Origin of the sequence: Flavobacterium laiguense (assembly GCF_003097655.1) — a bacterium.
GTDB classification, from domain to species: Bacteria; Bacteroidota; Bacteroidia; order Flavobacteriales; family Flavobacteriaceae; genus Flavobacterium; species Flavobacterium laiguense.
In genome coordinates this window covers 25,305-49,533 of the sequence record NZ_QCZH01000012.1, presented here as the reverse complement: position 1 = coordinate 49,533, position 24,229 = coordinate 25,305, and the positions used below count along the sequence as shown (strand labels likewise).

Here is a 24,229-nt window from a genome sequence, read left to right as displayed (position 1 = left end):
AAATTATGCTTTTATCCAGTTAAAAAACACAGCTAATGTTTTTGCAAAAACTTCATCCACTCCCCATGTTGCTAAAGCGAATACCACTGAAAAAACAGCAACAACGATCGTAAGACGTTGCACTTCAGCCCAAGCTGGCCAAGTTACATTTGATTTTAATTCTTCAAATGATTCCGATATATAATTAACAACTTTTGTCATCGTGATTAGTTTATTTTGCACGGGCGGAGGGATTCGAACCCCCATCAACGGTTTTGGAGACCGCTATTCTACCCTTGAACTACGCCCGTAGAATAAAAAATAGCGTCGTCGTTAAACGACACTATTTTTTTAAATTTATTTAGGATTAACCTACAATCTCAGTTACCTGACCAGCACCTACTGTTCTACCACCTTCACGGATAGCAAAACGTAAACCAACGCTCATTGCGATTGGGCTTAACAAAGTAACATTAATAGTTAAGTTGTCTCCTGGCATTACCATCTCTACTCCTTCTGGCAGAGTAATAACTCCTGTTACGTCAGTTGTACGTACGTAGAACTGTGGACGGTAGTTATTATGAAATGGAGTATGACGTCCACCTTCTTCTTTTTTCAAGATATAAACCTCAGCTTTGAAAGTAGCGTGTGGTTTTACTGATCCTGGCTTAATGATAACCATTCCTCTTTTGATAGATTCTTTATCAACACCTCTTAACAATAAACCTACGTTATCTCCTGCTTCTCCTCTATCAAGGATTTTACGGAACATCTCAACTCCTGTAATAGTAGAAGTTAATTTTTCAGCTCCCATACCAATGATTTCAACTGGATCTCCAGTATTAGCAATACCAGTTTCGATACGACCTGTAGCAACAGTTCCACGACCAGTAATTGTAAATACATCTTCAACCGGCATCAAGAAAGGTTTTGCAGTATCACGAATTGGCTCTTCAATCCAAGAATCACAAGCAGCCATTAATTCAATGATTTTTGGCACCCAAGCTGGATCATTATTCAATCCTCCAAGAGCAGACCCTTGAACAACTGGACAATTATCTCCATCATATTCGTAGAAAGACAATAAGTCTCTAATTTCCATTTCAACAAGTTCCAACAATTCCTCATCATCAACCATATCCACTTTATTCATGAATACAACCATTCTAGGAATACCTACCTGACGACCTAAAAGGATGTGCTCACGTGTTTGTGGCATTGGCCCATCAGTTGCAGCAACTACAAGGATAGCACCGTCCATTTGAGCAGCACCAGTAACCATGTTTTTTACGTAATCCGCGTGACCAGGACAGTCAACGTGTGCGTAATGACGGTTAGCAGTTTCATACTCAACGTGTGATGTATTAATTGTAATACCTCTTTCTTTTTCTTCAGGAGCATTATCAATTTGATCAAATGATTTTGCTTGACAGTAACCAGCATCAGATAACACTTTTGTGATTGCTGCTGTTAATGTAGTTTTTCCGTGATCCACGTGCCCAATTGTTCCAATGTTTAAGTGGGGCTTATTACGGTTAAAGGTTTCTTTTGCCATTTTACTTAATTTTTAATCTAGTTATATATTTATTTCAATTTCCTACTTACTTGAGCCAACTACGGGAATTGAACCCGTGACCTCTTCCTTACCAAGGAAGCACTCTACCTCTGAGCTAAGTCGGCAGAATCCTTGATTAAAGAGTTTAAATTTCTAATTTTAGATTTTTCAACCTGAAATCTAAAAATTCACAATCTTAAATTAATTCTTGTGGGGAGAGCAGGATTCGAACCTGCGAAGTTCACACAGCAGATTTACAGTCTGCCCTCGTTGGCCGCTTGAGTATCTCCCCATTTTTTTAATCCCAATAACTTAAAGAACAAATCCCAAATCGAATTTGGAATAAATTAGAGCCGGCGGAGGGACTCGAACCCACGACCTGCTGATTACAAATCAGCTGCTCTAGCCAACTGAGCTACGCTGGCAATTTCAATAAAAAAAGTCCGCTATTTCTAACGGACTGCAAATGTAGAGATTTTATCTTTTAATCAAAACATTTTTTGAAAAAAATTTTCATTAAATATGTGTTCTTAACTTTTCTTTACGTTTTACCAACAATCGTTCTATAGATTCCGCAGCTTGATCCGTTGCTTCTTCAAAGGTTTTGCACTGCTTTTTTACTAAAAAATCATCCCCAGGAACGTTGATTTTCATTTCAACTATTTTATTTTCCTTATCACTTGTCTTTTCTACTTTTAAAAAAACATCCGAAGACACTACTTTATCATAATATTTCTCCAATCTATCCATTCTGTCTTGAACGAAATCTACTAGCTTTTTGTCAACAGCAAAGTTAACTGCATGAACATTTACCTTCATAATCAATCTTTTTTAATGGTTAAAATTTTTTTGAATTATTCCCACCTCTAGGATGCGCTTCTTGATACACCTTTTTTAGTTCTGATAAACTATTATGGGTATATATTTGCGTCGACGCCAAACTAGAATGCCCTAACAATTCTTTTACTGAATTTAAATCAGCTCCGTTATTTAATAAGTGAGTTGCAAATGTATGTCTTAAAATATGCGGACTTTTTTTTACTTTCTCGGAGACAGTACTAAAGTATGAATTTATTAATCGATACACAAAAGAATCACTCAATTTTAACCCTTTTTTTGTGAGAAATAAATATTCTTGATCAACAATACATTCCAAACAAGATCTCTCCTTATCGTACAGCGACAGTTGTCTTACCACGATAGGCAAAATAGGAACTATACGCTCTTTATTCCGTTTCCCTAGAACCTTAGTTGTATTTCCAAATAAATTGACATCAGCACATTTCAAATGAATCAATTCCGTCCTTCGCATACCTGTAGTGTAAAATAAGTCAATAATAAGCCTATCTCTTATTTCCTGAAAACCACTCAATTCATTGACCTGACCTAAAACATCGACCAGTTCTTTCTCCGAAAAGGGAATTTGCAGTTTTTTAGACACCTTTAAAGCTTTATGCTTCAGCAATGGACTAACCTCAATTTGTTTTGTTTTTAATAGAAATTTATAAAAAGCCTTTAAGGAAGCTATCTTTCTATTGACGGTAACATTAGAAACCGAATCATCTACAAGAGAAACAACCCAACTTCTAATTTGACTATAATTTACCTGCTCTATACTCTCTTGCTGAAAAAACTCCTTATTAAACGACTCAAAGTAAGCAATGTCATTTAAATAGGCATTTATAGTATGTGGAGAGTATTTTTTTTCTAATTGCAAATAATCTCTAAATGCATCTATATTTGTAGCCATAAAAAAAACCGTTAGCATCAAAGTTAAGAAACTTTAATGACTAACGGTACTTTATTTTAATAGAATTCGACTAGATATTCTCTAAACCATCTTTCATGTTTTGAATATAAGCAGCTTTTTGAAATTTCATTCTATTGATAACTGATGGTTTTATAAAAGCAGTACGTGCTCTTAGTTGTCTTACAGTTCCAGTTTTATCGAATTTTCTTTTGTAGCGCTTAAGTGCTCTATCGATATTTTCTCCGTCTTTAATTGGTATAATTAACATAATTTTATCACCCCCTTTCGTTAAGTGTGCAAAAGTAAACATTATTTTGAATTAAAGACTATAAATTACTAATTATTTTGGGTGTGCCAGCAAAACACAATTCGATTCCAAAACAACTTCTCATTTACCGTCAGGCTATTCGCTACAATCTTTTATTCGTTTGCACTTCATAAAAGGATTTCCACTACTATCCTTCACACAAAAAAAGAGCCAATATCAGAAAATTGACTCTTTATATTATTTATAACATTAGCCTACTATTATTTCACAGCTGGCTTATAATTTTGCTTATCAATGATCATTTTCGCTAAAATCTCTTTAAGAATCTCTGAAGTTCCGCCTCCAATTGGCCCCAAACGACTATCTCTAAACAAACGTGCTAATGGATATTCTTCCATATAACCATAACCACCCAACATTTGCAAGCAGCTGTAAATGGTTTCATCGGCCACTTTTGTAGATTTTAATTTGGCCATAGTTGCCTCCTTAACCACATATTCTCCTTTATCTAATCTGGCTACAGCGGCATAATTAAACACTTTGCAATGCTCAACATCTGTTGCGTGCTCTACTAATGTATGTCTTAATGCCTGGAACTTATCTATTGTTTTTCCAAATGCTTCTCGTTGCGACATGTATTCAATTGTATAATCAATAGCATACTCTGCTCTTGCATGGGCATTTATAGCCATAATCATACGCTCTAAGGCAAAATGCTGCATAATATAAGGAAATCCTTTCCCTTCTTCACCCATTAAATTTTCTACCGGAATTTCTACTTCATCAAATGCAATTTCTGCAGTATCTGAAGCTCTCCAGCCTAATTTATCAAGTTTTGTCGTGGAAATTCCCTTAAGATTACTATCCATCAAAAACATACTAATTCCTTTGTTTCCAAGTTCCGGACTTGTTTTTGCAGCAACTACATAATAATCGCCAAAAATACCGTTAGTTATGAATGTTTTAGAGCCATTAATAATATATTTATCGCCTTTTTTAACAGCTGTAGTACGCATAGCAGCAACATCGCTTCCACCAAATGGTTCTGTAATACACAAAGCCCCAATTTTATCTCCAGAGATACTTGGCGCTAAATAGTCACGTTTAATTCGCTCATCGCCTTCCGCATTCAAATGCGTCATAGCTAAATAAGAATGTGCCCACATTGCAGCTGCAAAGCCAGCAGACTTTATTTTTTGAAGTTCTTCTAAAAAAATAACGGTGTAAAACAAATCTAAATTCAATCCACCATAAACCTCAGGATAGCGTATTCCGAAAAAGCCCATTTCCCCAAACTTTTTCCAAATAAAACGCTCGATTGAGCCTGTTTTCTCCCATTTTTCGATATGAGGTACAACTTCTTTTTGTAAAAAATCCTTTAAGCTCTCTCTAAATAATTGATGTTCTTCTGTAAAATAAATTGAATCCATGTAATAATAATATTTTAATAAATTGTAATATTTAAAACTGTTTTAATTGAAGCGACAACAGGAACTTTTTATCTAAAATTTAAGATTTCTTGATCTAAATAGCAGAGCTGCGTTTTAAAGAAATAAAACATATAGCAAAAAGACCCTTTTACAACCAGTTAAAGAAAGCTTACATCACTTCATTATACGCTTCTAATTAAAGTCCAAATATAAACCAATTATTTTAGCTTTTTCAACAGGAAACCCCTTAATTTTTATCAAATCCTCAATATTTTCAAAATTACCGTTCATGCTTCGATATTTTACAATCTGTCTTGCCAAATCGTATTTGAAATAAAAAAACTGAGAAAGCTCTTTTAATGACGCATTGTTTATGTCAATTTTATTCAAATTGGGAAGCTTTACAATGGTAAAATGGGCATTTAAATTCGTAATTACTTCCGGAGACAATCCCCAAACATCATTGAGTTGATCCATAGAGACAAAACCGCCTAATTTTTCTTTTTGAGCTAAAATTCGAATCGAAATTGCCTCTCCTATTCCGTATATTTTAATTAAATCTTCTTGGGTTGCCTGATTGATATCAATTTTAACTATTTTTCCTTTTTTGGCGAAAACCGAATTTGAAAAGTTTTTATAGTCTTTAAACTCCTTTTTATGGTTTACCCAATCGGGGAATTTAAAAAACGGAGCGATTGCATTCAACAATGAATCCGAAACTTTAGTAACGTTTTGAAACTCTTTGGCAGAATTAACGAACTTATTATTTTTTCTAAAAGCAAGAAGCCGATCTATTTCCTTAACGGACATTCCTAGTTTGTAACCTTTATAATCCGAAATAAAATTGGGATTGAAAGGGTAATTTTTTAGCATATCATTATTCTTCTCTATTTTTTCGGCATCAATTTGAGATTGCAGGGAAAGCCATTTTTGTTTACCCGAATATTCTTTTTCAATCACGTTAAAATCGACAAAAAAATAAACCAATTGTAGAATCACTATAATTCCGAACAACACTACCACTCCTGTTCGTTGTTCTCGCGTAAATTTAAAATAATCTTTAATTGTATTGAAAGCCATTCTTTAAAAATATATTTTATGATTCGGAATTTAAAAATACGAAATAAATCAATACTCATTATTTTTCATAAGAAAAATAGCGACTATAATTTCTATTTAAATTATTTCAAAATAGGGATACTATATTATTTATACATAAAAAAGTGGCAGAATCATTAATTTGTTAGTTAAATGAAATTATAATTTTTATTTTTTATAAAAAACAATACATTTGGCACTTAATAACATTAAACCATAAAAACCATGTCAATTTGGAAAAGAAAACCATTAGCTCAACTATTAGCTGAAGCTGCTGATTCTGAAAAAGGATTAAAAAGAACACTAACAGCCTGGTCCTTAGTTGCATTAGGAATAGGTGCTATTATTGGAGCTGGATTGTTCGTTCGAACAGCTACAGCAGCAGCACAAAGTGCTGGGCCATCTGTAACTATAGCATTTGTTGTTGCCGCCATTGGTTGCGCATTAGCAGGATTGTGTTATGCAGAACTTTCCTCTTCTATTCCAATTGCCGGAAGTGCTTACACTTACACTTATGCTACAATGGGTGAATTTCTAGCATGGATTATTGGTTGGGATTTAATCCTTGAATATGCCGTAGGTGCTGCCACAGTAGGAATTGCATGGAGTGAATACCTCAATAATTTACTGATCAATGTGCTCCACATGAGTCCAATACCCTTTGAACTCTCTCACTCTCCATTTCAAAAAATAGTTGATCCAGTGACACAACATGTGACACACGGAATCATCAACCTACCCGCTTTATTTATTGTTGCTGTAATCAGCCTTATACTAATAAAAGGAATACAAGAGTCTGCATTTATAAACGGAATTATTGTTATTGTTAAAGTTACAATTGTAGTATTAATCATTGTCCTTGGATGGAATTTCATCAACCCTGCAAATCACACACCTTATATTCCACCAACGGATATTTTCGTTGATGAACACGGAGTAGGGCACGCATACGGAGGAATAATGGGAATATTAGGGGCCGCTGGTACCGTTTTCTTTGCTTTTATTGGTTTTGATGCTGTAAGTACTGCAGCTCAAGAAACTATAAACCCTAAACGAAATATGCCAATTGGTATTTTAGGATCTTTAGCCGTATGTACTGTTTTATACATCCTTTTTGGACATGTGTTAACAGGTCTTGAACCAGTAGAGTTTTTTAGAACAGATGGTAAAGAGGCTTCGGTTGCCAATGCGATTATACACGCTATGGGAGCAAGCTACAATTGGCTCGCACAGTTTGTTACTATTGCTATTTTAGCTGGATTTTCATCTGTTATTTTAGTGATGCTATTAGGTCAATCCAGAGTTTTTTATTCTATGGGTAAAGATGGTTTATTACCAAAAATGTTCAGTGACTTACATCCTACATACAAAACTCCCTACAAAGCAAATCTTGCTATTTTAGTAATCGTTGGCGCTTTTGCTGCATTTGTACCTGGAGATATTGTAGGAGACATGACCAGCATTGGAACTTTATTTGCTTTTGTACTTGTATGTATTTCTGTAATCATTCTAAGAAAAAAAGAGCCAAATATGGTTAGAGAATTCAAAACACCTCTTGTTCCTTTTGTCCCATTATTAGGCGTTGCGGTTTGTTGTGCTATGATGTACGGTTTAGGCTGGACTAACTGGTTGAGACTTTTTGCTTGGATGGCTTTAGGAGTTATTTTCTATTTTGCTTATGGAAAGAAAAATAGTGTCCTGAACAACCCAAAAGAATAAATTCAATTAATATAAAAAAAAGGGATTTTAAAGTTTACCACTTTAAAATCCCTTTTTTTATGCTTTAAAACCATCTATAAATCAAAAACAGAAGTCCGTTTGGCTCGAATTAAATCTTTGAGTCGGATCCAGAAAGCCAAAGTAAGATAGACCCCAAATCCCAATCCAGCGGTAACAAAAGAGATATAAATAAAAAATAAGCGCACACTTGTCACTCTCATTCCCAATTTATCAGCCAATCGTGAAGAGACGTGGAAACCGTATTTTTCTAAAAAATATTTTAATCTAATTACTGCTTTCATATGTAGATAATATTGTTTTTGTTGGAATATGGTATCGCCAGATCTTCATCGGTGTTTATCTCATCAGTTACTATTTTATTTTGGTATTCGATGATTTGCAATTGCGACAAATGCTGTCATGGCGATTTCATAATCTTAAATTTCCCATAAGAGTTGAGCAAAAATAAACAAAATTCTAATTACTTTTCAACAGCTCCATTCCGATAGCACATTCTAGACATTTACTCTTGTTACAATACTCATTTTTAAGTTGCAAAAGGGATTGAGTTTCGAATGCGCTTTTAGCCTTTAATCCAAAAGAACTGAACTTATCGATAATTGAATTTTTCTCAGGTTCGACATCATTTAAAATGTTTATCAAATCCTCTGAGATCTCCTTTCCTTGACTTTTGGCATAAGCAAATTGAAGCGGAATAATAGTATTTAAAACAATCAAATCAAGAAACGATTGAGACAACGCTTTCTTTTTCTTAGGACTTTCTTTGTCAAATTGATAATGGGTTTGCCAATAAGGAGCTACCGAAACAGAAAAAACTTCATAAATCGCTTCTAGAGAGTTCAAGTCGCTTATTTTAGAAAATAAATTTTGCTGTTTGTGGTATAAATTGGCTAATTGCGAAAGCCGAATCGTCGGGAAATTATCGGGACGGTGTTTGAAAAACTGAACGGGTTCGATGCAACTTTTCTCAATTTGATATTTATGAAGCAAATAATAATACCTGAATTTTAAATCTTTGAAGTAATTATCTTCTTTCTCCACATCCAATAATCCTGAAGAACCAAAAAGCAAAGCCTCCAGATTTTCGACTTCAAAACATTCTTTTCGTATTACGGAAAATGGTATAGATTGAGCGATTTTGAGAAATATTTCGCCATTGGTATTCAAACCAAAATTCTTTGCTAAAAGGCAGAACAAAACCGCTTCCCAGTCATTATTCGTTGACTCTAACAACTCCAAAATAGGTTTTGATTTTCTTTCTAAACGTTCAAAAAATAAACGCTCTTGCCAATTGATTAATGCAAATTTCGGAATTTCTTTTAGTTGCTTTTCGCAAAAAATCCAGGATTTGGGAGACAGTAACTTTTGATAATTATTGACCGTTGTCGTACCAACATAGTTTTTGAGTTCCAGAACAGGAATTTCGGTATTGTTGCTTCTGTAAATTTCGGAATCATGTTCCCAAACTACATGCAGAATTACGTTCTCATAACCCGCATCTTTCTCATGATGATGCACATACCAATCGGACGATTTGAGATGAATTTCGACATTTCCTGCCCATTTTTGGCTTCCTATAGTAATTTGGGCATTAAAAAAATCGGGGCCGGCCAGTTCTAAATACTGTCCAACATTACTGATAGTGATTTCCTCCTGATTGGAAGTTTTAAGATTCAAAGTATCAAACTTTTTGAATTTCCAGAGGTAGTGGAGAAAATCTTCTTTCATATTTTTTTTTAGATAATAGATGGAAAGATGAGAGATAATAGACTCGTCCTAAAAGACTAAAGTACTAAAAAAAAAGAACAATTTACCTTACGAAATAAAAAAAACTCACCACCACCGAATCCTCAGCCCCGCTCTCCAAAGGAGATGAAGCTAGAAACTACCTAAGTAAATATAATTTAGCACAAGCTCTCGCATCCGATAAGGCTTCGTGATGGTTTAGCTTTATATTCATTTCACGGCAACAATCACTGAGTTTTGTTGGCTTCAACCCTTTGGCTTTGTATATTTTTACGGTACATTCCCAGCGAGAACCAATATTTAAATCCTCATAATCAAGACCATAAAGTGCCATTGATTTAACCAAAACATTACGGTCAAAACTTTCGTTATGAGCCACTACAACTTTGTTTTGAAGACGCTTTTTAATCTCAGGAAATACTTGTGCAAAGGTTTTGGCATTAGCTGTATCTCTTGGATAAATTCCATGCACTTTTATCGTAAATGGACTGTATTCATTATTGGGTGGTTTGATTAAAGTCACAAACTCATCTACAATAACACCGTTTTCTACAGTAACAATCCCTACAGAACAGGGATGATAGGCCGTTGCGGTTTCAAAATCTATAGCGGTAAAGGTCAATTTGATTTTTGATTTAGGATTAACGATTTTTGATTGCTGATTATAAAAAAGATTGGAACTTTATGATTTACATAAAATCCCAATCCAAATAAGATTACTTCATCGACCCAATAATATCGTGCTTCGTAATAATATGATGGTGACCGTTTCCTAAATCAACTAGTACGGCATCATTTTCTTTGGTAAACAACTTGTAAAGTTCATCTATCGAAGTACCTAATTTTACAATCGGGAATGGTTTTCCCATCACTTCTTTAATAGGTTTATCGGCTACATTTTTATCAGCTACATAGCTACGGAACAAATCACTTTCATCCACCGAACCTACAAATCCCGTAACATCAATTACTGGAATTTGGGATATTTTGTATTTACGCATTCTTTCGATAGCGTGCGAAACCAATTCCTCGGTACGTACAATAACCAATGGTTTATCGATATGATCTTTAATCACATCCTCGGCTTTAGTAATATCATCGTCCAGGAATCCCCTTTCTCGCATCCAGTCGTCGTTGAACATTTTCCCCACGTAACGGCTTCCCGAATCGTGAAACAGCACTACAACCACATCTTCTGGTTTGAAATGCTCTTTGAGCTGTAACAATCCTTTTATAGCAGCACCAGCCGAATTCCCCACAAATATTCCTTCTTCAAGGGCAATTTTTCGAGTATAAACTGCCGCATCTTTATCAGTTACCTTGGTAAATCCATCGATTAAAGAGAAGTCTACATTCTTTGGTAAAATATCTTCCCCAATACCTTCTGTGATGTATGAATAAATTTCATTTTCGTCAAAAATTCCGGTTTCGTGATATTTCTTAAACACGGAACCATAAGTATCAATTCCCCAGATTTTGATGTTTGGGTTTTTCTCTTTCAAGTATTTCCCAACACCCGAAATCGTTCCACCTGTTCCCACACCCGAAACAAAATGAGTAATCTTACCTTCTGTCTGTCTCCAGATTTCAGGTCCAGTTTGCTCATAATGTGCCAAAGAATTCGATAAATTATCGTATTGGTTCACATACCAAGAATTTGGTGTTTCTTCGGCCAATCTTTTGGAAACCGAATAATACGAACGAGGATCGGTAGGCTCCACATCGGTAGGACAAACCACCACTTTGGCACCAACTGCACGAAGAATATCCATTTTCTCTTTAGATTGCTTGTCGGATATCACACAAATCAATTTGTATCCTTTGATAATCGCTACTAGCGCCAAGCCCATACCAGTGTTCCCCGAGGTTCCTTCAATTATTGTTCCTCCCGGTTTTAGTCTACCATCGGCTTCGGCATCTTCAATCATTTTTACAGCCATACGATCTTTTACCGAATTTCCTGGATTGAAAGTCTCTACTTTGGCCAAAACCAAAGCATCTATTTCTGCAGTTACTTTATTGAGTCTTACCAAAGGTGTATTCCCAATAGTTCCTAATATATTTTCTGAGTATTGCATTATGTGGTTATTTTAAAATTTAGAATTATGGTTTTGGCGCTACAAAACGCCCCATTTTAAAACCATTAAGAAATTAAGTTTATTAAGTATTGCAACTTGCTGTTTTTTTACCTTGAGATTATTCAGCTTATCAAATCGTATTACACTTTATAAAACATCTAAAAATCGTGACTTATTAAACTTAATTCCTTAATGGTTCAATTGTCTAACATCAATTATAGATTCTTTTTAGAAATATTCAAAATTACAATTTCAAAATACTAATTAAAGAAATTCCAAACTAATCCAAATCGTATTAAGAAATCACGATACGGATAATCGGGTGCCGAAAAATAATTGTTTTTTGAAAACAGTGAATTAAAATGTTCTGCTTTTAAATAAATTCGAGTACGTTGAATCCTTGTATTTACAAAAAAATCAAGATTCGGATAATTTCCTATCTTCACTTTGTCCTGAACAAAAAACTCTCCAACCAAAGGATTACAACTATCACTATAATAACTGGTAAAGTAATTCAACTCTATCCCTGTTTGCAAATACAACTTTTTCTTAAAAAAATAATCCGACACATATAAGGTGTTTCTGGTTACAAATTCCGGAACATTCAAAATAGAATTAGATTGATCTACTTTTTGAAACAACAACGTATTATCTAATGCAAATTTACCAAATACAAACTCTTTGGCAACCTTAAGCGAAGCATAATTAATCGCCTTGCCATATTGAGCCGGAGCCACTATTTGCTTACCCTCGTTTCTTTCGGTTGCCGTAGTGATATCCGCAAAATACAAATGATCTTTAATCGAATTCAACTGTAAAGAAAGCGAAACCCATTTTGTAGTGGCATTAACACTAATGGCGTTAATTTTTTCATTCTGGAAATCGTTTGACCAATTGTACGCCTTATAGCTACTTTGATACAAATTATAATTGTTGTTCGGCAATTTATTCATATTCTGGTATCGGAAAGAAATTTGATTCTCGTCATTAATATCATACTGAGCCGACGCATCCAGATTAGATAAATTTTGATCCGTAACCGATTTCGAATATAAAAACTTCCCATTCCATTTGTCTTTACGATAATTGTATTGTCCTCCAATCGTGTTTATGGTTTGACTTAACAAATTTGGAATAACATTATTATCAAAATACAGTATCTTGTTATAGTAATAATTAGAGCGCAAATCATCTGCAAAAAAAATAAAAGTTCCCAAAGTGGTGTTCTCATACATCAACCCCAACTTGTTGTACATTTTATTGTACTTCGTTTCATCATTTATGCCGCTTGTCACAAAAGACTCCCCATAACGAAACACTTGATTTCCTCCAACCGAAGAAGCTATTGTTTGCTGGCTATAATTAAAATGTATGTTTTCATAATTAAACTGTTCGGTCACATATAAATTATTGGCTCCTTTTTTTCCGTTTACCCTAAAGGCTTGATCCACAAAAACACGGTTTCCTTTTAGCAAAGACATGGCATCTTCAAAATAAACACCCAACCTAGCCCTATTGTCAAAAGAAGGATCGCCATTTTCAAAATCACTTACATTACTGATTCCCCCATTTTCTTCGTTCTGAATCTTCTGAGAAGTATAATGCGCATTGGCAACATAACGACCATCCTTTGTATTGTAACTCGTCGTAAATCTAAAATTTCCGGTTCGTGCCTCTTGATTAATATACCTTCCCTCAGATCGTAATGCTCTATACGCAATTGAAAAGTTCAGCCTTGGAGAAGTATTCAACGTAAAATAAGAATCTGCAGATTGCCCTCTTAGTATCGTAGTTTTAAAATACAACTCGGTTACCGGAGTCGCTACATTCGCATATTTAATTTCATTGGCTTTGATGTAATTAAATTGTTTTGCCGTAAAACCAAATTCAGGATACGGTGAAAAACCATTTATACCATACTGCAACGTATTATACGTTTGCCCCACATTGGTAAAACGCAAAAGACCAAAAATATCTTTCCTCAAATAATTATAACTATATTCTTTTTTTATAGACTGCGTCGTATCTATATAAGTCGTATCCCGATCTACCGAAATAAACTGATACATATCTATGGTTGCCACTGGTGCTTTTTTCTTCTTTATGGAGTCCGAAGCATTGTATTTGCTATTATAATCTATTTCTTTAGCACTATTTACTTGAGAAAACAGGAGAATTGGGAAAGCTAAAAAAAATAAAGAAAAGAAAATTCTCATTTGCAAAGGTTATAATTAGGCAATTATTTCACTGATATATCGAGCAAAGGTAAAGGATAAAAACGTATAAATAAAAAAACACCCCAATTTATAGAACAAACAACAAAACATAATTTAGTTATAAACCACAACTCCACTATTCCGAATAATCTGGGCGAGCCACCAGTAGAAAAAGGGGCAAACTCACAGTACCGCTTATTTGCCCCTTTCCCTACTGCTGTCGGGCTATCCATGCTACTTCGGTAGCTTATTTCTATCCCTCTCGCACTCGTAGGAACTATAGTGCAATCCCCCAGATATATTTATTTTCCGAAATCAATTTGCCCCACAAAAAAGAAAATCGAGAAAAAATCACAATATTTGCTACTCGAAACCGCCATGAAGATTTTTTTTCCTATAAAATAAAAAAGCGGTTTGCTTCGCCTGTTCGCTATCGCTCGGGTCTGATAACCAAATTTTAAATACTTTTCGGAAGAAAACACACAATATGCTTCTAAATAATCTCTCCTCTTTCCTACTCGAAACCGGCACCGATGAAGCGGGACGTGGTTGTCTTGCTGGTCCTGTAACTGCCGCGGCAGTAATTCTACCAATAGATTTTGAAAACAAAATACTAAACGACAGCAAACAATTATCCGAAAAAATCAGAGAAAAACTCAGACCTATTATCGAACAAGAAGCCATTACATTTGCTGTAACCCATTTACATCCGAAAGAAATTGATGAAATAAATATTCTAAATGCCTCAATGAAAGGAATGCAGGAATGCATCTTGAAATTAAACCAAACTCCCGAATTTATTATTGTGGATGGCAATCGAGCACTAAACGCCAAATTGGGTCTGAAAAACAATTTTGGAAAAAAATTCTCTAAAACTGAAATCGAATTATTAAAATCAATTCCCAGTCAAAGTATCATAAAAGGGGATTCTAAATATTTAAGTATTGCTGCTGCTTCTGTTTTGGCAAAAACCTATCGCGATGAATATATGGATAAAATTCACGAAGAATTCCCCATGTACAATTGGAAAAAAAACAAAGGCTACCCTACCAAAGAACACCGCGAAGCCATCCGAAAATATGGCGTGACGAAATACCATAGAATGAGTTTTAGGTTACTACCAGAGCAATTGAAATTGGATATTTAGATTGTTGGATTCTTAGATTTTTCGAACTATCCAATAATCCAACTATCGAACAATCGAACATTCAAACAAATCAGAGAAATGTTTTAATATTTTTTCTTTCACTTCTTGTTCATCTACTCTATCTACTCCAAGCTCTACATTCAAAGACGTTACCGCTTTACCACGGATTCCACACGGAATAATATTGTCAAAATATCCCAAGTCGGCATTGATGTTTAGGGCAAAACCATGCATGGTTACCCAACGGGAAGCGCGAACTCCCATTGCACAAATCTTTCTGGCGAAAGGTGTCCCTACTCCAAGCCAAACACCGGTTTCGCCTTCGCTTCTGCCACATGCTAATCCGTATTCTTGCAATGTTAGAATGATGGCTTCCTCCAAGAAACGCAAGTATTTATGAATATCCGAAAAGAAATTCTCCAAATCAATAATAGGATAACCCACAATTTGTCCCGGTCCGTGATAGGTAATATCACCACCTCGATTGATTTTGTAGAAAGTGGCACCTTTGGCTTCCAATTGTTTTTCGGACAGAAGTAAATTAGTTAAATCACCGCTTTTCCCTAAAGTATATACATGAGGATGCTCTACGAACAAGAAATAATTGGGCGTTTCAATAGTAGTCTCTTCTCTCCTATTCTGAATCTTCAAATCCACAATGCCTTTGAACAGTTCTTCTTGGTATTCCCAAGTTTCTTTGTAATCTTTATTTCCTAAATCTTGAAGTTGGATGGTTTTGTTCATTTTTTATCTGAGATACTAAGAATCTAAGACGCTAAGATTCTTAGATTTTTTTTTGCAAAGGTACAAAGTTTTGAAAGATGTTTATTGCATCCTAACAGGTTTTGGAAACCTGTTAGGATATGAGTTTTAATCGACTGCTTCTGACTCCAAAACCACTTCGAGATTCGTGCTTTCGGGATTTTGCAAACAATCAGTTAATAGAAATTGTACCGAAAGTGATTTACGGTCCTCGTTAATTTTAGCCAGTGGATTAGAAACCGATTGAATCTTTCTAGGAAAATGATAGTTCAACACATAACTCTGAACCAGCTTATAACCTTTGTACTTCGTTTTTATTTTTTCAATTTCATCAAATTCCTTTTTTAGTACTAATGAATCAATAATAGTAACTGTTCTATTGAAATGATTCCCTTCAAAAGAATAATTTACTTTATAATAATGCTCTTCGGCACTTAAGGCATAGTTATTTTTAACATCATCTAAATAATGATCGGCTTTATAAAGATCAACAATATCTGATGCTTTTTGAAAATTTTGAGTATAGGTAGTTCTGAATTCCTTTTCATAGGAACTTGCTTTTCTATGAACTTTCACCTCCGAATATCTCAAGAATACTTTTTGGTCAGCCACCGGGGTTCTAGAAAACGTTTCTTGATGCTTCTTGATATAATCTCCAAAAACATAAGTGGTGTCTCTGTAGATATTTTCCTTTGAATATTCCTCTTTTGCCAGTTGCATATAACTATTTTCTTCTCTTAAGTTGGCAACTTCAATGTTTCCGCTACCATCTGGATTGAGATGAATCGTTTCGGTAACTTGACAGCTTGCGGTAAGAACGATTAAAAGTAAAAAGAAATATATTTTCATTGTTTTGAATATCATTGTCTATTATTTTTGTCAAATATAACTAAATTCTTATTATTTTATAAACTGTAATTTTTAAGAAAATTTTAAAACAACCCAAATACATCTCCACTCAAATTATGACTATCTATAATTCGCGTCATACTTTTTCTACATCTTTTACTACATAAATAAAAAACAACTTTTTATTACAAAAAGAAGTCGTGACATTTGCACTTTTAAAATACAATATCCCCAAAACCTAAAACAAACAATTTAAATTAACCTACATGATTCCAAACATCAAAAGATGGCTCTTTGTCAATTTGCTAATTACCTCTTTTCTTACGCTTACCAGCTGTGATAACGAAACTCAATATACCAATTACGAGCCCAACTATTTGGCAAGCATTGACGCAACCAATTTACCAATAGGAAATAGACCTATGACTATGTTTGAAGATACTGAAAGTCCTTCAAAAATGTATGACAAAAAAGATCGTTGGTTTCGGGTAAATCAACCGCTGCAAATAATCCAAAAAGGAAAAGATTCGGTTCAAGTATCTCTTTATTCCCCTGTTGGACTTGCTGATGTAAAAATCTATGCAAAACTACCCAACTATGACAAGCGATTTTTAATCTACCATTTTACAAAAATCCCAGCATTTCATCGTTCGTTTCATCAAATTCCGTTAGTAGCTGGAAAAAATGATTATTTATTAGAAACTGGCAATGCGGTTACCATTGATAAAATTGATGGTTTCTCTTCTGGCGCTATCGAATTTTCGGTAGAATCAAGCGATCCTTTATTTGCTAAATTCAAAAAAATAAAATCTTCACAATTGGTTCAGTTTAACGATGCCTACCATATAAATGAACTTGGGAAATTTTTACCAATGAACCCAGTTTTGGCCAAAGAAGCGATAACAATGATTCTTAACTATTCCTATGCTTTGAGTCATCCTATGTATTATGAAACCTTTACTAATTTTGACAGATACAAACAAGAACAAGCTGCTCTAGCTGGAACTGCTATAAATGGCGCAATCAATTGGCACGGAAATACGGATGACGTTAATGGAGTTTACGATTATTTAACCAAAGCCGAAATTGAACAAATATATTTAAACTACGTTGACAACAGATCACTTTATATCGCAATGGTAGGAGGATCATCTGCTTGGGGAGGTGGTCCTCTAGCCTCTCAATGGGAATCCGGCTACATAACAGGACATTGGACAGGCGAAATGTCGGTTTGGTCACACGAATATTCTCATCACACAGGTTTCAATCATAGCAGCAATTTAGCCAATAGTGGCGAAGGTGGCGGACAACAAGAGATGCTGACCCATTTTTACAAATACTTAATCTACCTAAACGACCTCCCTTTTACCGATCCAGACATACTCAAAGGATGGACCAAAACAAATTATCTGACAGGCACTTACAAAAAACCTGTCTTTACTATTTCTCCCAAAAACCCATTCTTATTAAAATATAAAGGAGCTGGAAAATGGAATTAACAAATCAAATCAACATGAATAAAATAGCTTTTTTTATAGCATTGCTTTGCATTTTTACAAATTGCAGCAAGGATTCTTACGAGGCATTCGAACCAACCAATTACAATTATTACTATCCTACCGACGAAACAACAATCACAGCAAGCCAAATTGGAGATGGAACAGGCAAACTAGATCCGAAAGGGATATCCATAGCAAACGACAAATTGTACATCTGCAATGGTGATGTACTCGAAGTTTTCAATGCTAAAACTTTGACATTCCTAAAAACAATCAAGAACTACACCAAAGGAGAGACTACAATTCCGTTAACAAAACTTTCTTCTGTATCGGTTGATAATGGTAGAATCTACCTCGGAAGTGTTGATTCAAGACTTTTTGTAATCGATGAAAACACAAACCTTGGCATTAATACCGTTGGAAATGGACAATGGTGGCAAACTTTTGTACACGTTTTTGGGGTTGTGGTAAAAGACGGATTGGTATTTGTCAAAGAAAAAAACACTAGCATTAAAGTTTTCGAAACTTCACAAATCACAGACACAAGCAATTGGAATCTAACTCCTATTGCAAAATTAAACACCTTAGAAGGTTATGACGAAATCTATTCTATGGATGTAGCGTCTGGAAATTTAGTTGTAGCAGGACGAAATGCAAAAAGCTATTTGTATTACAACATTGCAGACATTCGTGCCAACGCCGCAAGTTCACTCGTAACGCCAATAAACCCAACAGCAACACCTTTCGCAGAAGCAAAACCTCTCGCTGTTACTTTTAGCACTGATTGGGCTGTGACCTCAGAAAACATTGGAAATGTAAATTATCTACGCCTTTATCCTAAAGAAGAATTCGTTAATAAAACCTATACTCCAAGGATAAATGCCGCAGATGTTATGGGAGCAAATCCTTTTGGGAGCATTGTCAGTACCGCACAACTTAACGATCGCCTTTTTTTAGCAGATAATACAAACCAAAAAATAAGGGTTATTAAACTCAATCAAACTACAATCGCAGAGCAAAAGTAAACGATGTACTGTTGCATTTTGATTGAAAAACATCAATTTTCAATACATAGAAACTAATCTAGGCGGTACAATTCCGCTGAAAATTACAAACTTTTTTTAGTTCTATTTTTCGCGAAATTGATGTTCCAGAAAAAGAACCTCACCCCCCGCCCTCTCCAAAAGAGAGGGAGCTGAAAAATCATTTTTAGGGTTTTGCAATTTCAAGACATAAAGACTATCTTTGCACACTTAAAAACAGCATAAAATGGCCTTATCAGAACAAGAAATCTTACGTAGAGAAGCACTCACAGAATTACGCAATTTGGGCATTGAGCCTTATCCAGCAGCCGAATTTATTACTACCGCCTATACGAGCGAAATCCTTGCCGATTTCGAGAAGTACGAAGGTAAGGAAGTGGTTTTAGCAGGTAGATTGATGGGTAAGCGCATCATGGGAAAGGCCTCGTTTGCGGAATTGAAGGATGCCGAAGGACGTATTCAGGTCTATGTTTCTAGAGACGACATTTCGAATGATGAAGAGAAAACGATGTACAATGTGGTTTTCAAAAAATTATTGGACATTGGAGATTTTATTGGGGTTCGCGGTACAGTTTTTAAAACTCAAGTTGGCGAAATTTCCGTTCATATTTACGGTTTAACAGTTTTGGCGAAAGCCTTAAAACCGCTTCCTGTGGTAAAAATTGACGCCGACGGAAAAACTCACGATGCGTTCTCCGATCCTGAGCAAAGATACCGTCGTCGTTATGTAGATTTGACCGTGAATGATCACGTGAAAGAGACGTTTATCAAGAGAACAAAATTGTTTAACTCGATGCGTTCGTTCTTTAACGACAAAGGATATCTTGAGGTGGAAACTCCTGTTTTACAACCGATTCCTGGTGGAGCTGCGGCAAGACCATTTATGACGCATCATAACGCTTTGGACATTCCTTTGTATATGCGTATTGCGAATGAATTGTATTTAAAAAGATTGATTGTTGGTGGTTTTGATGGAGTGTATGAGTTTTCTAAAAACTTCCGTAACGAAGGAATGGACAGAACGCACAACCCGGAATTTACCGCTATGGAAATATATGTAGCCTACAAAGACTACAACTGGATGATGAATTTTACCGAAAACTTATTGGAACATTGCGCTATTGGTGTTAATGGAACGAGTGAGGCAACTTTTGGTGAACATAAAATCAACTTCAAAGCTCCTTACGCCCGCGTTACGATGACGGATTCTATCAAACATTTTACTGGTTTTGATATTTCTGGAAAAGATGAAGCGCAACTTTTTGATGCCGCAAAAGGTATGGGAATTGACGTGGACAAAACGATGGGTAAAGGAAAATTGATTGATGAAATTTTCGGTTCTAAATGTGAAGGGAATTACATTCAGCCTACATTTATCACGGATTATCCAAAGGAAATGTCTCCGCTTTGTAAACAACACCGTGACAATCCAGAATTGACAGAACGTTTTGAATTGATGGTTTGCGGTAAAGAAGTAGCGAATGCTTACTCTGAATTGAATGACCCAATTGACCAAAGAGAGCGTTTTGAAGACCAAATGCGTTTGGCTGAAAAAGGTGATGATGAAGCTTCTGGAACGATTGATGAGGATTTCTTGAGAGCATTAGAATATGGTATGCCTCCAACGTCTGGTTTAGGAATTGGTATGGACCGTTTGATGATGTTCCTAACCAACAATTCGTCTATTCAGGAAGTGTTGTTTTTTCCTCAAATGCGTCCGGAGAAAAAACAAGTTCAAATTGAGTTGGAAGACGAAGAGAAAGTTATTGTGGCAATTTTGCAAGCCAATAACAACCAAATGAATTTTGGTTTATTAAAAGTCAAATCGGAGTTAAGCGGTAAGAAATGGGACAAAGCGATGAAGAATCTATCAACTCTTGGAATGACTGAGGTTGTTGTTGATGGAGATGTAAAAGCTTGTCGATTGAAAGAGTAAAAATATTACAAATATTTTATTTATGTAAAAGGAGCTTCAAATTGAAGCTCCTTTTTTTATTTAAAAACATTAAACCAAACCAAACAATCGATTTTCGTTTTTCGTAACTTTACTATTCAAAATCACACGTTATGAATACTTTAGACTTAAAACAAAAAATAATTGACAAACTAAAATCTGTTGATGATGCTGACTTGCTAAAGCAAATTATGAATTTACTTCAGCCTGTAGATCCAAATGAGATTAAACACTTAAATGAAAATGAATTGGAAATGGCAAAAGAAAGTGAAGAGGATATAAAATTTGAAAATGACATTTCTGAAGAACAACTGAACAAAGAAGATTCGGAATGGTTGACGGAACTGTAAAATTTAAAAGCATAAAAAAAGGAGCTCCAAGCTTGAAGCTCCTTTTTTAATACAAGACTAATAACTATTTAAAAGAAAAAATTTGAGGATTCACATTAATCATTACCCAAGCCCAATTGTTAGTGTGATCAACGTCACCACCTTTGAGTCTTTGCATGGTATCAGTGGCAAACATTTGAGAATAACCACCACTTACATTAACAAATTTATGTACAGCATAGCCAAATGTAAAATCGACCTCAGTCCCTAAATAGTCATCCATTTTTTTACCATTTGCATCCAATACAGTATTGGCTGCACTAAACATATGTGGCATCAAAGCAAACTGCCATTTTTTGTCTGTATAGCCTAATTTCAAAAATGCATCTTGCAATCCAACTGTGTTTTTATGGTTTCCTACATAAAAATAGTCCATGTATCCGTTAAAACCGTGATTGGTTCCAAACAAAGGATAGAATGATTTAATATCTTTACTCGTACTGGCTTGGCTTTTTCCAGAAAGTAATTCATATCCTAAACCGGCTTTAAATTTATCGGTTACATAGTAGTTAAAATTTAAAGCAGCATCATAAGCACTTACAGAATTGGTGTTATTTTTCCCAGTTTGTCCATAGAACCATAAATTGGCATCCCAACTTTTGTTTTTGGTATTCAAATAGGTTCCAAATGTTTGCATATAATCTACTACCAATTCTGGCGTAGGTGTTGGAATCGGAGCTGTTAATTTATTTTCATAACCCGTATTCAAGAACAACAAACTCATATTAATCTTCCCCAATTCGGTGTGAAACCAAGCGTATTGCATTGATTTGTATAATGGCACAACGTAATTAGTAGCAATATCAGATTCAGAATTGGCATTATATGCAATTGCAAAATCCAACTGGCTTTTCTTGTTTTTATAAGTTACCAATGCCGCATCATGGCTCTGTCCTTGTTGTGCCCAATCTAGTTCTCCAAATATTCTTTGATTATCATACGAAATCACTTGACGACCTATACGAGAACTCCATTGTTCATTAAAATTATATTGCGCCCAAGCTTCAAACAATTGAATACTATTAACATCTGATTTGGTAGTAGTTCCTACGTCTCCCCAAACACGAACATTTTGCAGGGTTAATTTAGTAACAATTTTATCTTGTTTAAAATTCAGGTTCAAACGAGTCCTATTCGATATAAACTGACCTGGAATTTCTCCATAAGGAATTGGGGCTCTGAAACCATTTCTAAATTCATAACGAGGTCTAATTTGCAAATTGGCGTCAAATTCTTGTGCAAATGCGCTCATACTAATCATTGTTATAGCAGTCAGCGCCGTTTTTTTAAATATATTCATTTTTATACTTTTTTAATTAAGTTTAACCGCTTCTTCGGTTATTTTTTGGATAGTTTCATCCGAGTTTACACCTAATCCTTCTTGCTGGTAAGCTAATTCCCCTTCGGCATTAAAAACGCTTATGATATTTGAATGAGAAAAATCTAAAGGAGATATTTTTTTATAATTTACAGCCAAAACTGCTGCAAACTCTCTTGTATTTTCTTCGGTAGAACGCAGGAAAATCCATTGATCCGTTTCCATTTTATTTTCGATAGAAAATGCTTTTAATCGCTCGGGAGTGTCTACCTCGGGATCAATACTGACCAAAACCAATTTCACTTTTCCCTTGATATTCTCCGATAAACGGGATTCTATATTTCGCATATCGGCAACTAATCTTGGACAAGCCGATTTACAGGAAGTATAAATCATAACCATTACCAGGACCTTTCCTTTCAAATCCATCATTTCTATATTTTGACCATTTTGATTGGTCCATTTTGATGGTAAATTGTAAATTGATAATTCCGATATGTTTTTTGATTTTGATGAAACTTGAGCATCAACCTTTGTATTACAACTTTGCAAAGTTGAGAACAACAGTATCATTCCTATAATTAACTTTTTCATATTTTTATATTTAAAATATTTTCGGCACTATTTCAAATCTTTTGCACAACGAAAACCTAGGTTTTTAGTAGCGTAATTTGCTTTTAGACTGGCTCGAAAACCATAACGCATAAAAGCAGCATAATTCATTAAGTCGGATGCGTTTATGGAACCACTTCCACAAAAAAGATTCTTGTCGGTATCTTTATCTTTTCTTGATTCCCCCGATAAGAAAATACTATTAAAGTCCGAAGTCCATTCCCAGACTAATCCATGCATATCATAAACTCCCCAATAATTTTTAAAAGTTTTACCAACTGGATTTGTATAGGTTTTTGGTTTTTCATACCAAGATAAAATATATTTGTTAAATTCTTCTTTAGTTCTGGCATCAATGCGTTTTTCATCGGCCATAGCCACATATTCCCATTCGTCCATACTAGGCAATCTTTTTCCTTGGCATTCACAATATTTCTTAGCTACAAACCACGAAACATTGGTTACAGGAGCATTGGATAAATTAGTTGTCCCATAATCATAATCACTTTTCCATTGCGAAAGGTAACTTTTTTCGGCAAAAAGCCCTTTAATATTAGAACGGCTGTATTGTGGGTACTTTTTTAAGAATACTACAAATTGTGCATTCGTTATTGGAAAAACATCCATATTAAATGCTTTTACTTCGACTGGTTTTTTATCAGTGGTACCATAAAGGGGAACATATGCCCCCTTTTTTATGGCAACCGACTGAGTGTTTTGAGCCGTTAGAACTGTTGACAATACTAGTAAAAAGACAACTCCTACTATTTTGAATTGTAACATAGTGAAACTCTTT

Annotated in this window: 23 protein-coding genes and 4 tRNA genes; 6 read left to right on the top strand and 21 right to left on the bottom strand. The window is 34.9% G+C overall.

The genetic code is table 11. The annotated features are described in order from the left end of the window. Positions 1-3: 3 nt before the first annotated feature. The 11 genes from secE to DB891_RS11230 all read right to left on the bottom strand — a co-directional run bounded on the left by secE (position 4) and on the right by DB891_RS11230 (position 6,062). Positions 4-201, bottom strand: coding sequence for a preprotein translocase subunit SecE (gene secE, locus DB891_RS11280; protein WP_116763649.1), 198 nt, complete (start codon positions 199-201; stop codon positions 4-6). A gap of 18 nt (positions 202-219) precedes the next feature. Then, a tRNA-Trp gene (locus DB891_RS11275) sits at positions 220-290 on the bottom strand. 56 nt (positions 291-346) lie between these two features. Further along, positions 347-1,534: an elongation factor Tu gene (gene tuf / locus DB891_RS11270; protein WP_116763583.1), complete on the bottom strand. Its 1,188-nt coding sequence runs from the start codon at positions 1,532-1,534 to the stop codon at positions 347-349. A gap of 53 nt (positions 1,535-1,587) precedes the next feature. Beyond that, positions 1,588-1,659, bottom strand: a tRNA-Thr gene (locus DB891_RS11265). Positions 1,660-1,745: 86 nt separating this feature from the next. Beyond that, positions 1,746-1,826, bottom strand: a tRNA-Tyr gene (locus DB891_RS11260). Between the two features lie 59 nt (positions 1,827-1,885). Beyond that, positions 1,886-1,959 (bottom strand) — tRNA-Thr (locus tag DB891_RS11255). A gap of 91 nt (positions 1,960-2,050) precedes the next feature. Further along, positions 2,051-2,353, bottom strand: a complete 303-nt coding sequence (gene hpf / locus DB891_RS11250; RefSeq protein WP_116763581.1) for a ribosome hibernation-promoting factor, HPF/YfiA family — start codon at positions 2,351-2,353, stop codon at positions 2,051-2,053. A 19-nt stretch (positions 2,354-2,372) separates the two neighbouring features. Beyond that, the gene (locus tag DB891_RS11245) at positions 2,373-3,284 is read right to left on the bottom strand and encodes a tyrosine-type recombinase/integrase (protein ID WP_116763579.1); all 912 of its coding nucleotides are present in this window, start codon (positions 3,282-3,284) and stop codon (positions 2,373-2,375) included. 70 nt (positions 3,285-3,354) lie between these two features. After that, the gene (gene rpsU / locus DB891_RS11240) at positions 3,355-3,552 is read right to left on the bottom strand and encodes a 30S ribosomal protein S21 (protein ID WP_024982054.1); all 198 of its coding nucleotides are present in this window, start codon (positions 3,550-3,552) and stop codon (positions 3,355-3,357) included. 260 nt (positions 3,553-3,812) lie between these two features. Next, positions 3,813-4,982: an acyl-CoA dehydrogenase family protein gene (locus DB891_RS11235; RefSeq protein WP_116763577.1), complete on the bottom strand. Its 1,170-nt coding sequence runs from the start codon at positions 4,980-4,982 to the stop codon at positions 3,813-3,815. Between the two features lie 192 nt (positions 4,983-5,174). Next, positions 5,175-6,062 carry a ComEA family DNA-binding protein gene (locus DB891_RS11230; RefSeq protein ID WP_116763575.1) on the bottom strand — a complete coding sequence of 296 codons (888 nt, stop codon included), beginning with the start codon at positions 6,060-6,062 and terminating at the stop codon, positions 5,175-5,177. Positions 6,063-6,305: 243 nt separating this feature from the next. Here DB891_RS11230 and DB891_RS11225 point away from each other — a divergent pair, with 243 nt between their 5' ends. Beyond that, a complete protein-coding gene (locus tag DB891_RS11225) occupies positions 6,306-7,799 on the top strand; it encodes an amino acid permease (protein WP_116763573.1) in 1,494 nt (497 codons plus the stop codon). Positions 7,800-7,873: 74 nt separating this feature from the next. On the opposite strand, the gene DB891_RS11220 is transcribed toward DB891_RS11225, so the two are convergent. The 5 genes from DB891_RS11220 to DB891_RS11200 all read right to left on the bottom strand — a co-directional run bounded on the left by DB891_RS11220 (position 7,874) and on the right by DB891_RS11200 (position 13,860). After that, on the bottom strand, positions 7,874-8,101 hold the full coding sequence (locus DB891_RS11220) for a PspC domain-containing protein (RefSeq protein ID WP_116763571.1): 228 nt from the start codon (positions 8,099-8,101) through the stop codon (positions 7,874-7,876). Positions 8,102-8,276: 175 nt separating this feature from the next. Continuing rightward, positions 8,277-9,548 carry a DUF2851 family protein gene (locus DB891_RS11215; protein WP_116763569.1) on the bottom strand — a complete coding sequence of 424 codons (1,272 nt, stop codon included), beginning with the start codon at positions 9,546-9,548 and terminating at the stop codon, positions 8,277-8,279. A gap of 157 nt (positions 9,549-9,705) precedes the next feature. Next, on the bottom strand, positions 9,706-10,188 hold the full coding sequence (locus DB891_RS11210) for a 3'-5' exonuclease (protein ID WP_116763567.1): 483 nt from the start codon (positions 10,186-10,188) through the stop codon (positions 9,706-9,708). 94 nt (positions 10,189-10,282) lie between these two features. After that, a complete protein-coding gene (locus tag DB891_RS11205; RefSeq protein ID WP_116763565.1) occupies positions 10,283-11,644 on the bottom strand; it encodes a pyridoxal-phosphate dependent enzyme in 1,362 nt (453 codons plus the stop codon). Positions 11,645-11,904: 260 nt separating this feature from the next. After that, on the bottom strand, positions 11,905-13,860 hold the full coding sequence (locus tag DB891_RS11200; protein WP_116763563.1) for a putative porin: 1,956 nt from the start codon (positions 13,858-13,860) through the stop codon (positions 11,905-11,907). Between the two features lie 487 nt (positions 13,861-14,347). Between DB891_RS11200 and DB891_RS11195 the strand changes: the two genes are divergently transcribed. Continuing rightward, entirely contained in the window at positions 14,348-15,007 is a 660-nt protein-coding gene (locus tag DB891_RS11195; RefSeq protein WP_116763561.1) for a ribonuclease HII, read from the top strand. A gap of 42 nt (positions 15,008-15,049) precedes the next feature. Here DB891_RS11195 and lipB read toward each other — a convergent pair whose 3' ends face one another. Continuing rightward, complete coding sequence (gene lipB / locus DB891_RS11190; protein WP_116763559.1) at positions 15,050-15,751, bottom strand: lipoyl(octanoyl) transferase LipB; 702 nt, start codon at positions 15,749-15,751, stop codon at positions 15,050-15,052. Between the two features lie 126 nt (positions 15,752-15,877). Continuing rightward, positions 15,878-16,633 carry a hypothetical protein gene (locus tag DB891_RS11185; protein ID WP_223256092.1) on the bottom strand — a complete coding sequence of 252 codons (756 nt, stop codon included), beginning with the start codon at positions 16,631-16,633 and terminating at the stop codon, positions 15,878-15,880. A 251-nt stretch (positions 16,634-16,884) separates the two neighbouring features. On the opposite strand from DB891_RS11185, the gene DB891_RS11180 reads away from it, so the two are divergent. From DB891_RS11180 to DB891_RS11165, 4 genes are all read left to right on the top strand, one after another. Continuing rightward, entirely contained in the window at positions 16,885-18,117 is a 1,233-nt protein-coding gene (locus DB891_RS11180) for a hypothetical protein (protein ID WP_116763554.1), read from the top strand. Beyond that, positions 18,108-19,142, top strand: coding sequence for a hypothetical protein (locus DB891_RS11175; RefSeq protein ID WP_116763552.1), 1,035 nt, complete (start codon positions 18,108-18,110; stop codon positions 19,140-19,142). The genes DB891_RS11180 and DB891_RS11175 overlap by 10 nt, the downstream gene beginning before the upstream one ends. Before the next feature lie 244 nt (positions 19,143-19,386). Further along, positions 19,387-21,096 (top strand): lysine--tRNA ligase, encoded by a 1,710-nt coding sequence (gene lysS / locus DB891_RS11170; RefSeq protein ID WP_116763550.1) that lies wholly within the window; start codon positions 19,387-19,389, stop codon positions 21,094-21,096. Between the two features lie 131 nt (positions 21,097-21,227). Continuing rightward, positions 21,228-21,464, top strand: a complete 237-nt coding sequence (locus tag DB891_RS11165; protein WP_116763548.1) for a hypothetical protein — start codon at positions 21,228-21,230, stop codon at positions 21,462-21,464. A 64-nt stretch (positions 21,465-21,528) separates the two neighbouring features. Here DB891_RS11165 and DB891_RS11160 read toward each other — a convergent pair whose 3' ends face one another. Genes DB891_RS11160 through DB891_RS11150 form a run of 3 tightly spaced genes read right to left on the bottom strand, consistent with a single transcriptional unit; the run spans position 21,529 to position 24,216 of the window. Next, entirely contained in the window at positions 21,529-22,803 is a 1,275-nt protein-coding gene (locus DB891_RS11160; RefSeq protein WP_116763546.1) for an alginate export family protein, read from the bottom strand. 12 nt (positions 22,804-22,815) lie between these two features. Beyond that, positions 22,816-23,415, bottom strand: coding sequence for an SCO family protein (locus tag DB891_RS11155; RefSeq protein ID WP_116763544.1), 600 nt, complete (start codon positions 23,413-23,415; stop codon positions 22,816-22,818). 27 nt (positions 23,416-23,442) lie between these two features. Beyond that, positions 23,443-24,216 (bottom strand): formylglycine-generating enzyme family protein, encoded by a 774-nt coding sequence (locus DB891_RS11150; RefSeq protein ID WP_116763542.1) that lies wholly within the window; start codon positions 24,214-24,216, stop codon positions 23,443-23,445. Positions 24,217-24,229: the final 13 nt, after the last annotated feature.

What these genes read in the sequence shown, in the direction of transcription:
- secE (WP_116763649.1), bottom strand. Translation starts at nt 201, where the DNA reads ATGACAAAAGTTGTTAATTATATATCGGAATCATTTGAAGAATTAAAA.
- tuf (WP_116763583.1), bottom strand. Translation starts at nt 1,534, where the DNA reads ATGGCAAAAGAAACCTTTAACCGTAATAAGCCCCACTTAAACATTGGA.
- hpf (WP_116763581.1), bottom strand. Translation starts at nt 2,353, where the DNA reads ATGAAGGTAAATGTTCATGCAGTTAACTTTGCTGTTGACAAAAAGCTA.
- DB891_RS11245 (WP_116763579.1), bottom strand. Translation starts at nt 3,284, where the DNA reads ATGGCTACAAATATAGATGCATTTAGAGATTATTTGCAATTAGAAAAA.
- rpsU (WP_024982054.1), bottom strand. Translation starts at nt 3,552, where the DNA reads ATGTTAATTATACCAATTAAAGACGGAGAAAATATCGATAGAGCACTT.
- DB891_RS11235 (WP_116763577.1), bottom strand. Translation starts at nt 4,982, where the DNA reads ATGGATTCAATTTATTTTACAGAAGAACATCAATTATTTAGAGAGAGC.
- DB891_RS11230 (WP_116763575.1), bottom strand. Translation starts at nt 6,062, where the DNA reads ATGGCTTTCAATACAATTAAAGATTATTTTAAATTTACGCGAGAACAA.
- DB891_RS11225 (WP_116763573.1), top strand. Translation starts at nt 6,306, where the DNA reads ATGTCAATTTGGAAAAGAAAACCATTAGCTCAACTATTAGCTGAAGCT.
- DB891_RS11220 (WP_116763571.1), bottom strand. Translation starts at nt 8,101, where the DNA reads ATGAAAGCAGTAATTAGATTAAAATATTTTTTAGAAAAATACGGTTTC.
- DB891_RS11215 (WP_116763569.1), bottom strand. Translation starts at nt 9,548, where the DNA reads ATGAAAGAAGATTTTCTCCACTACCTCTGGAAATTCAAAAAGTTTGAT.
- DB891_RS11205 (WP_116763565.1), bottom strand. Translation starts at nt 11,644, where the DNA reads ATGCAATACTCAGAAAATATATTAGGAACTATTGGGAATACACCTTTG.
- DB891_RS11200 (WP_116763563.1), bottom strand. Translation starts at nt 13,860, where the DNA reads ATGAGAATTTTCTTTTCTTTATTTTTTTTAGCTTTCCCAATTCTCCTG.
- DB891_RS11195 (WP_116763561.1), top strand. Translation starts at nt 14,348, where the DNA reads ATGCTTCTAAATAATCTCTCCTCTTTCCTACTCGAAACCGGCACCGAT.
- lipB (WP_116763559.1), bottom strand. Translation starts at nt 15,751, where the DNA reads ATGAACAAAACCATCCAACTTCAAGATTTAGGAAATAAAGATTACAAA.
- DB891_RS11185 (WP_223256092.1), bottom strand. Translation starts at nt 16,633, where the DNA reads ATGATATTCAAAACAATGAAAATATATTTCTTTTTACTTTTAATCGTT.
- DB891_RS11180 (WP_116763554.1), top strand. Translation starts at nt 16,885, where the DNA reads ATGATTCCAAACATCAAAAGATGGCTCTTTGTCAATTTGCTAATTACC.
- DB891_RS11175 (WP_116763552.1), top strand. Translation starts at nt 18,108, where the DNA reads ATGGAATTAACAAATCAAATCAACATGAATAAAATAGCTTTTTTTATA.
- lysS (WP_116763550.1), top strand. Translation starts at nt 19,387, where the DNA reads ATGGCCTTATCAGAACAAGAAATCTTACGTAGAGAAGCACTCACAGAA.
- DB891_RS11165 (WP_116763548.1), top strand. Translation starts at nt 21,228, where the DNA reads ATGAATACTTTAGACTTAAAACAAAAAATAATTGACAAACTAAAATCT.
- DB891_RS11160 (WP_116763546.1), bottom strand. Translation starts at nt 22,803, where the DNA reads ATGAATATATTTAAAAAAACGGCGCTGACTGCTATAACAATGATTAGT.
- DB891_RS11155 (WP_116763544.1), bottom strand. Translation starts at nt 23,415, where the DNA reads ATGAAAAAGTTAATTATAGGAATGATACTGTTGTTCTCAACTTTGCAA.
- DB891_RS11150 (WP_116763542.1), bottom strand. Translation starts at nt 24,216, where the DNA reads ATGTTACAATTCAAAATAGTAGGAGTTGTCTTTTTACTAGTATTGTCA.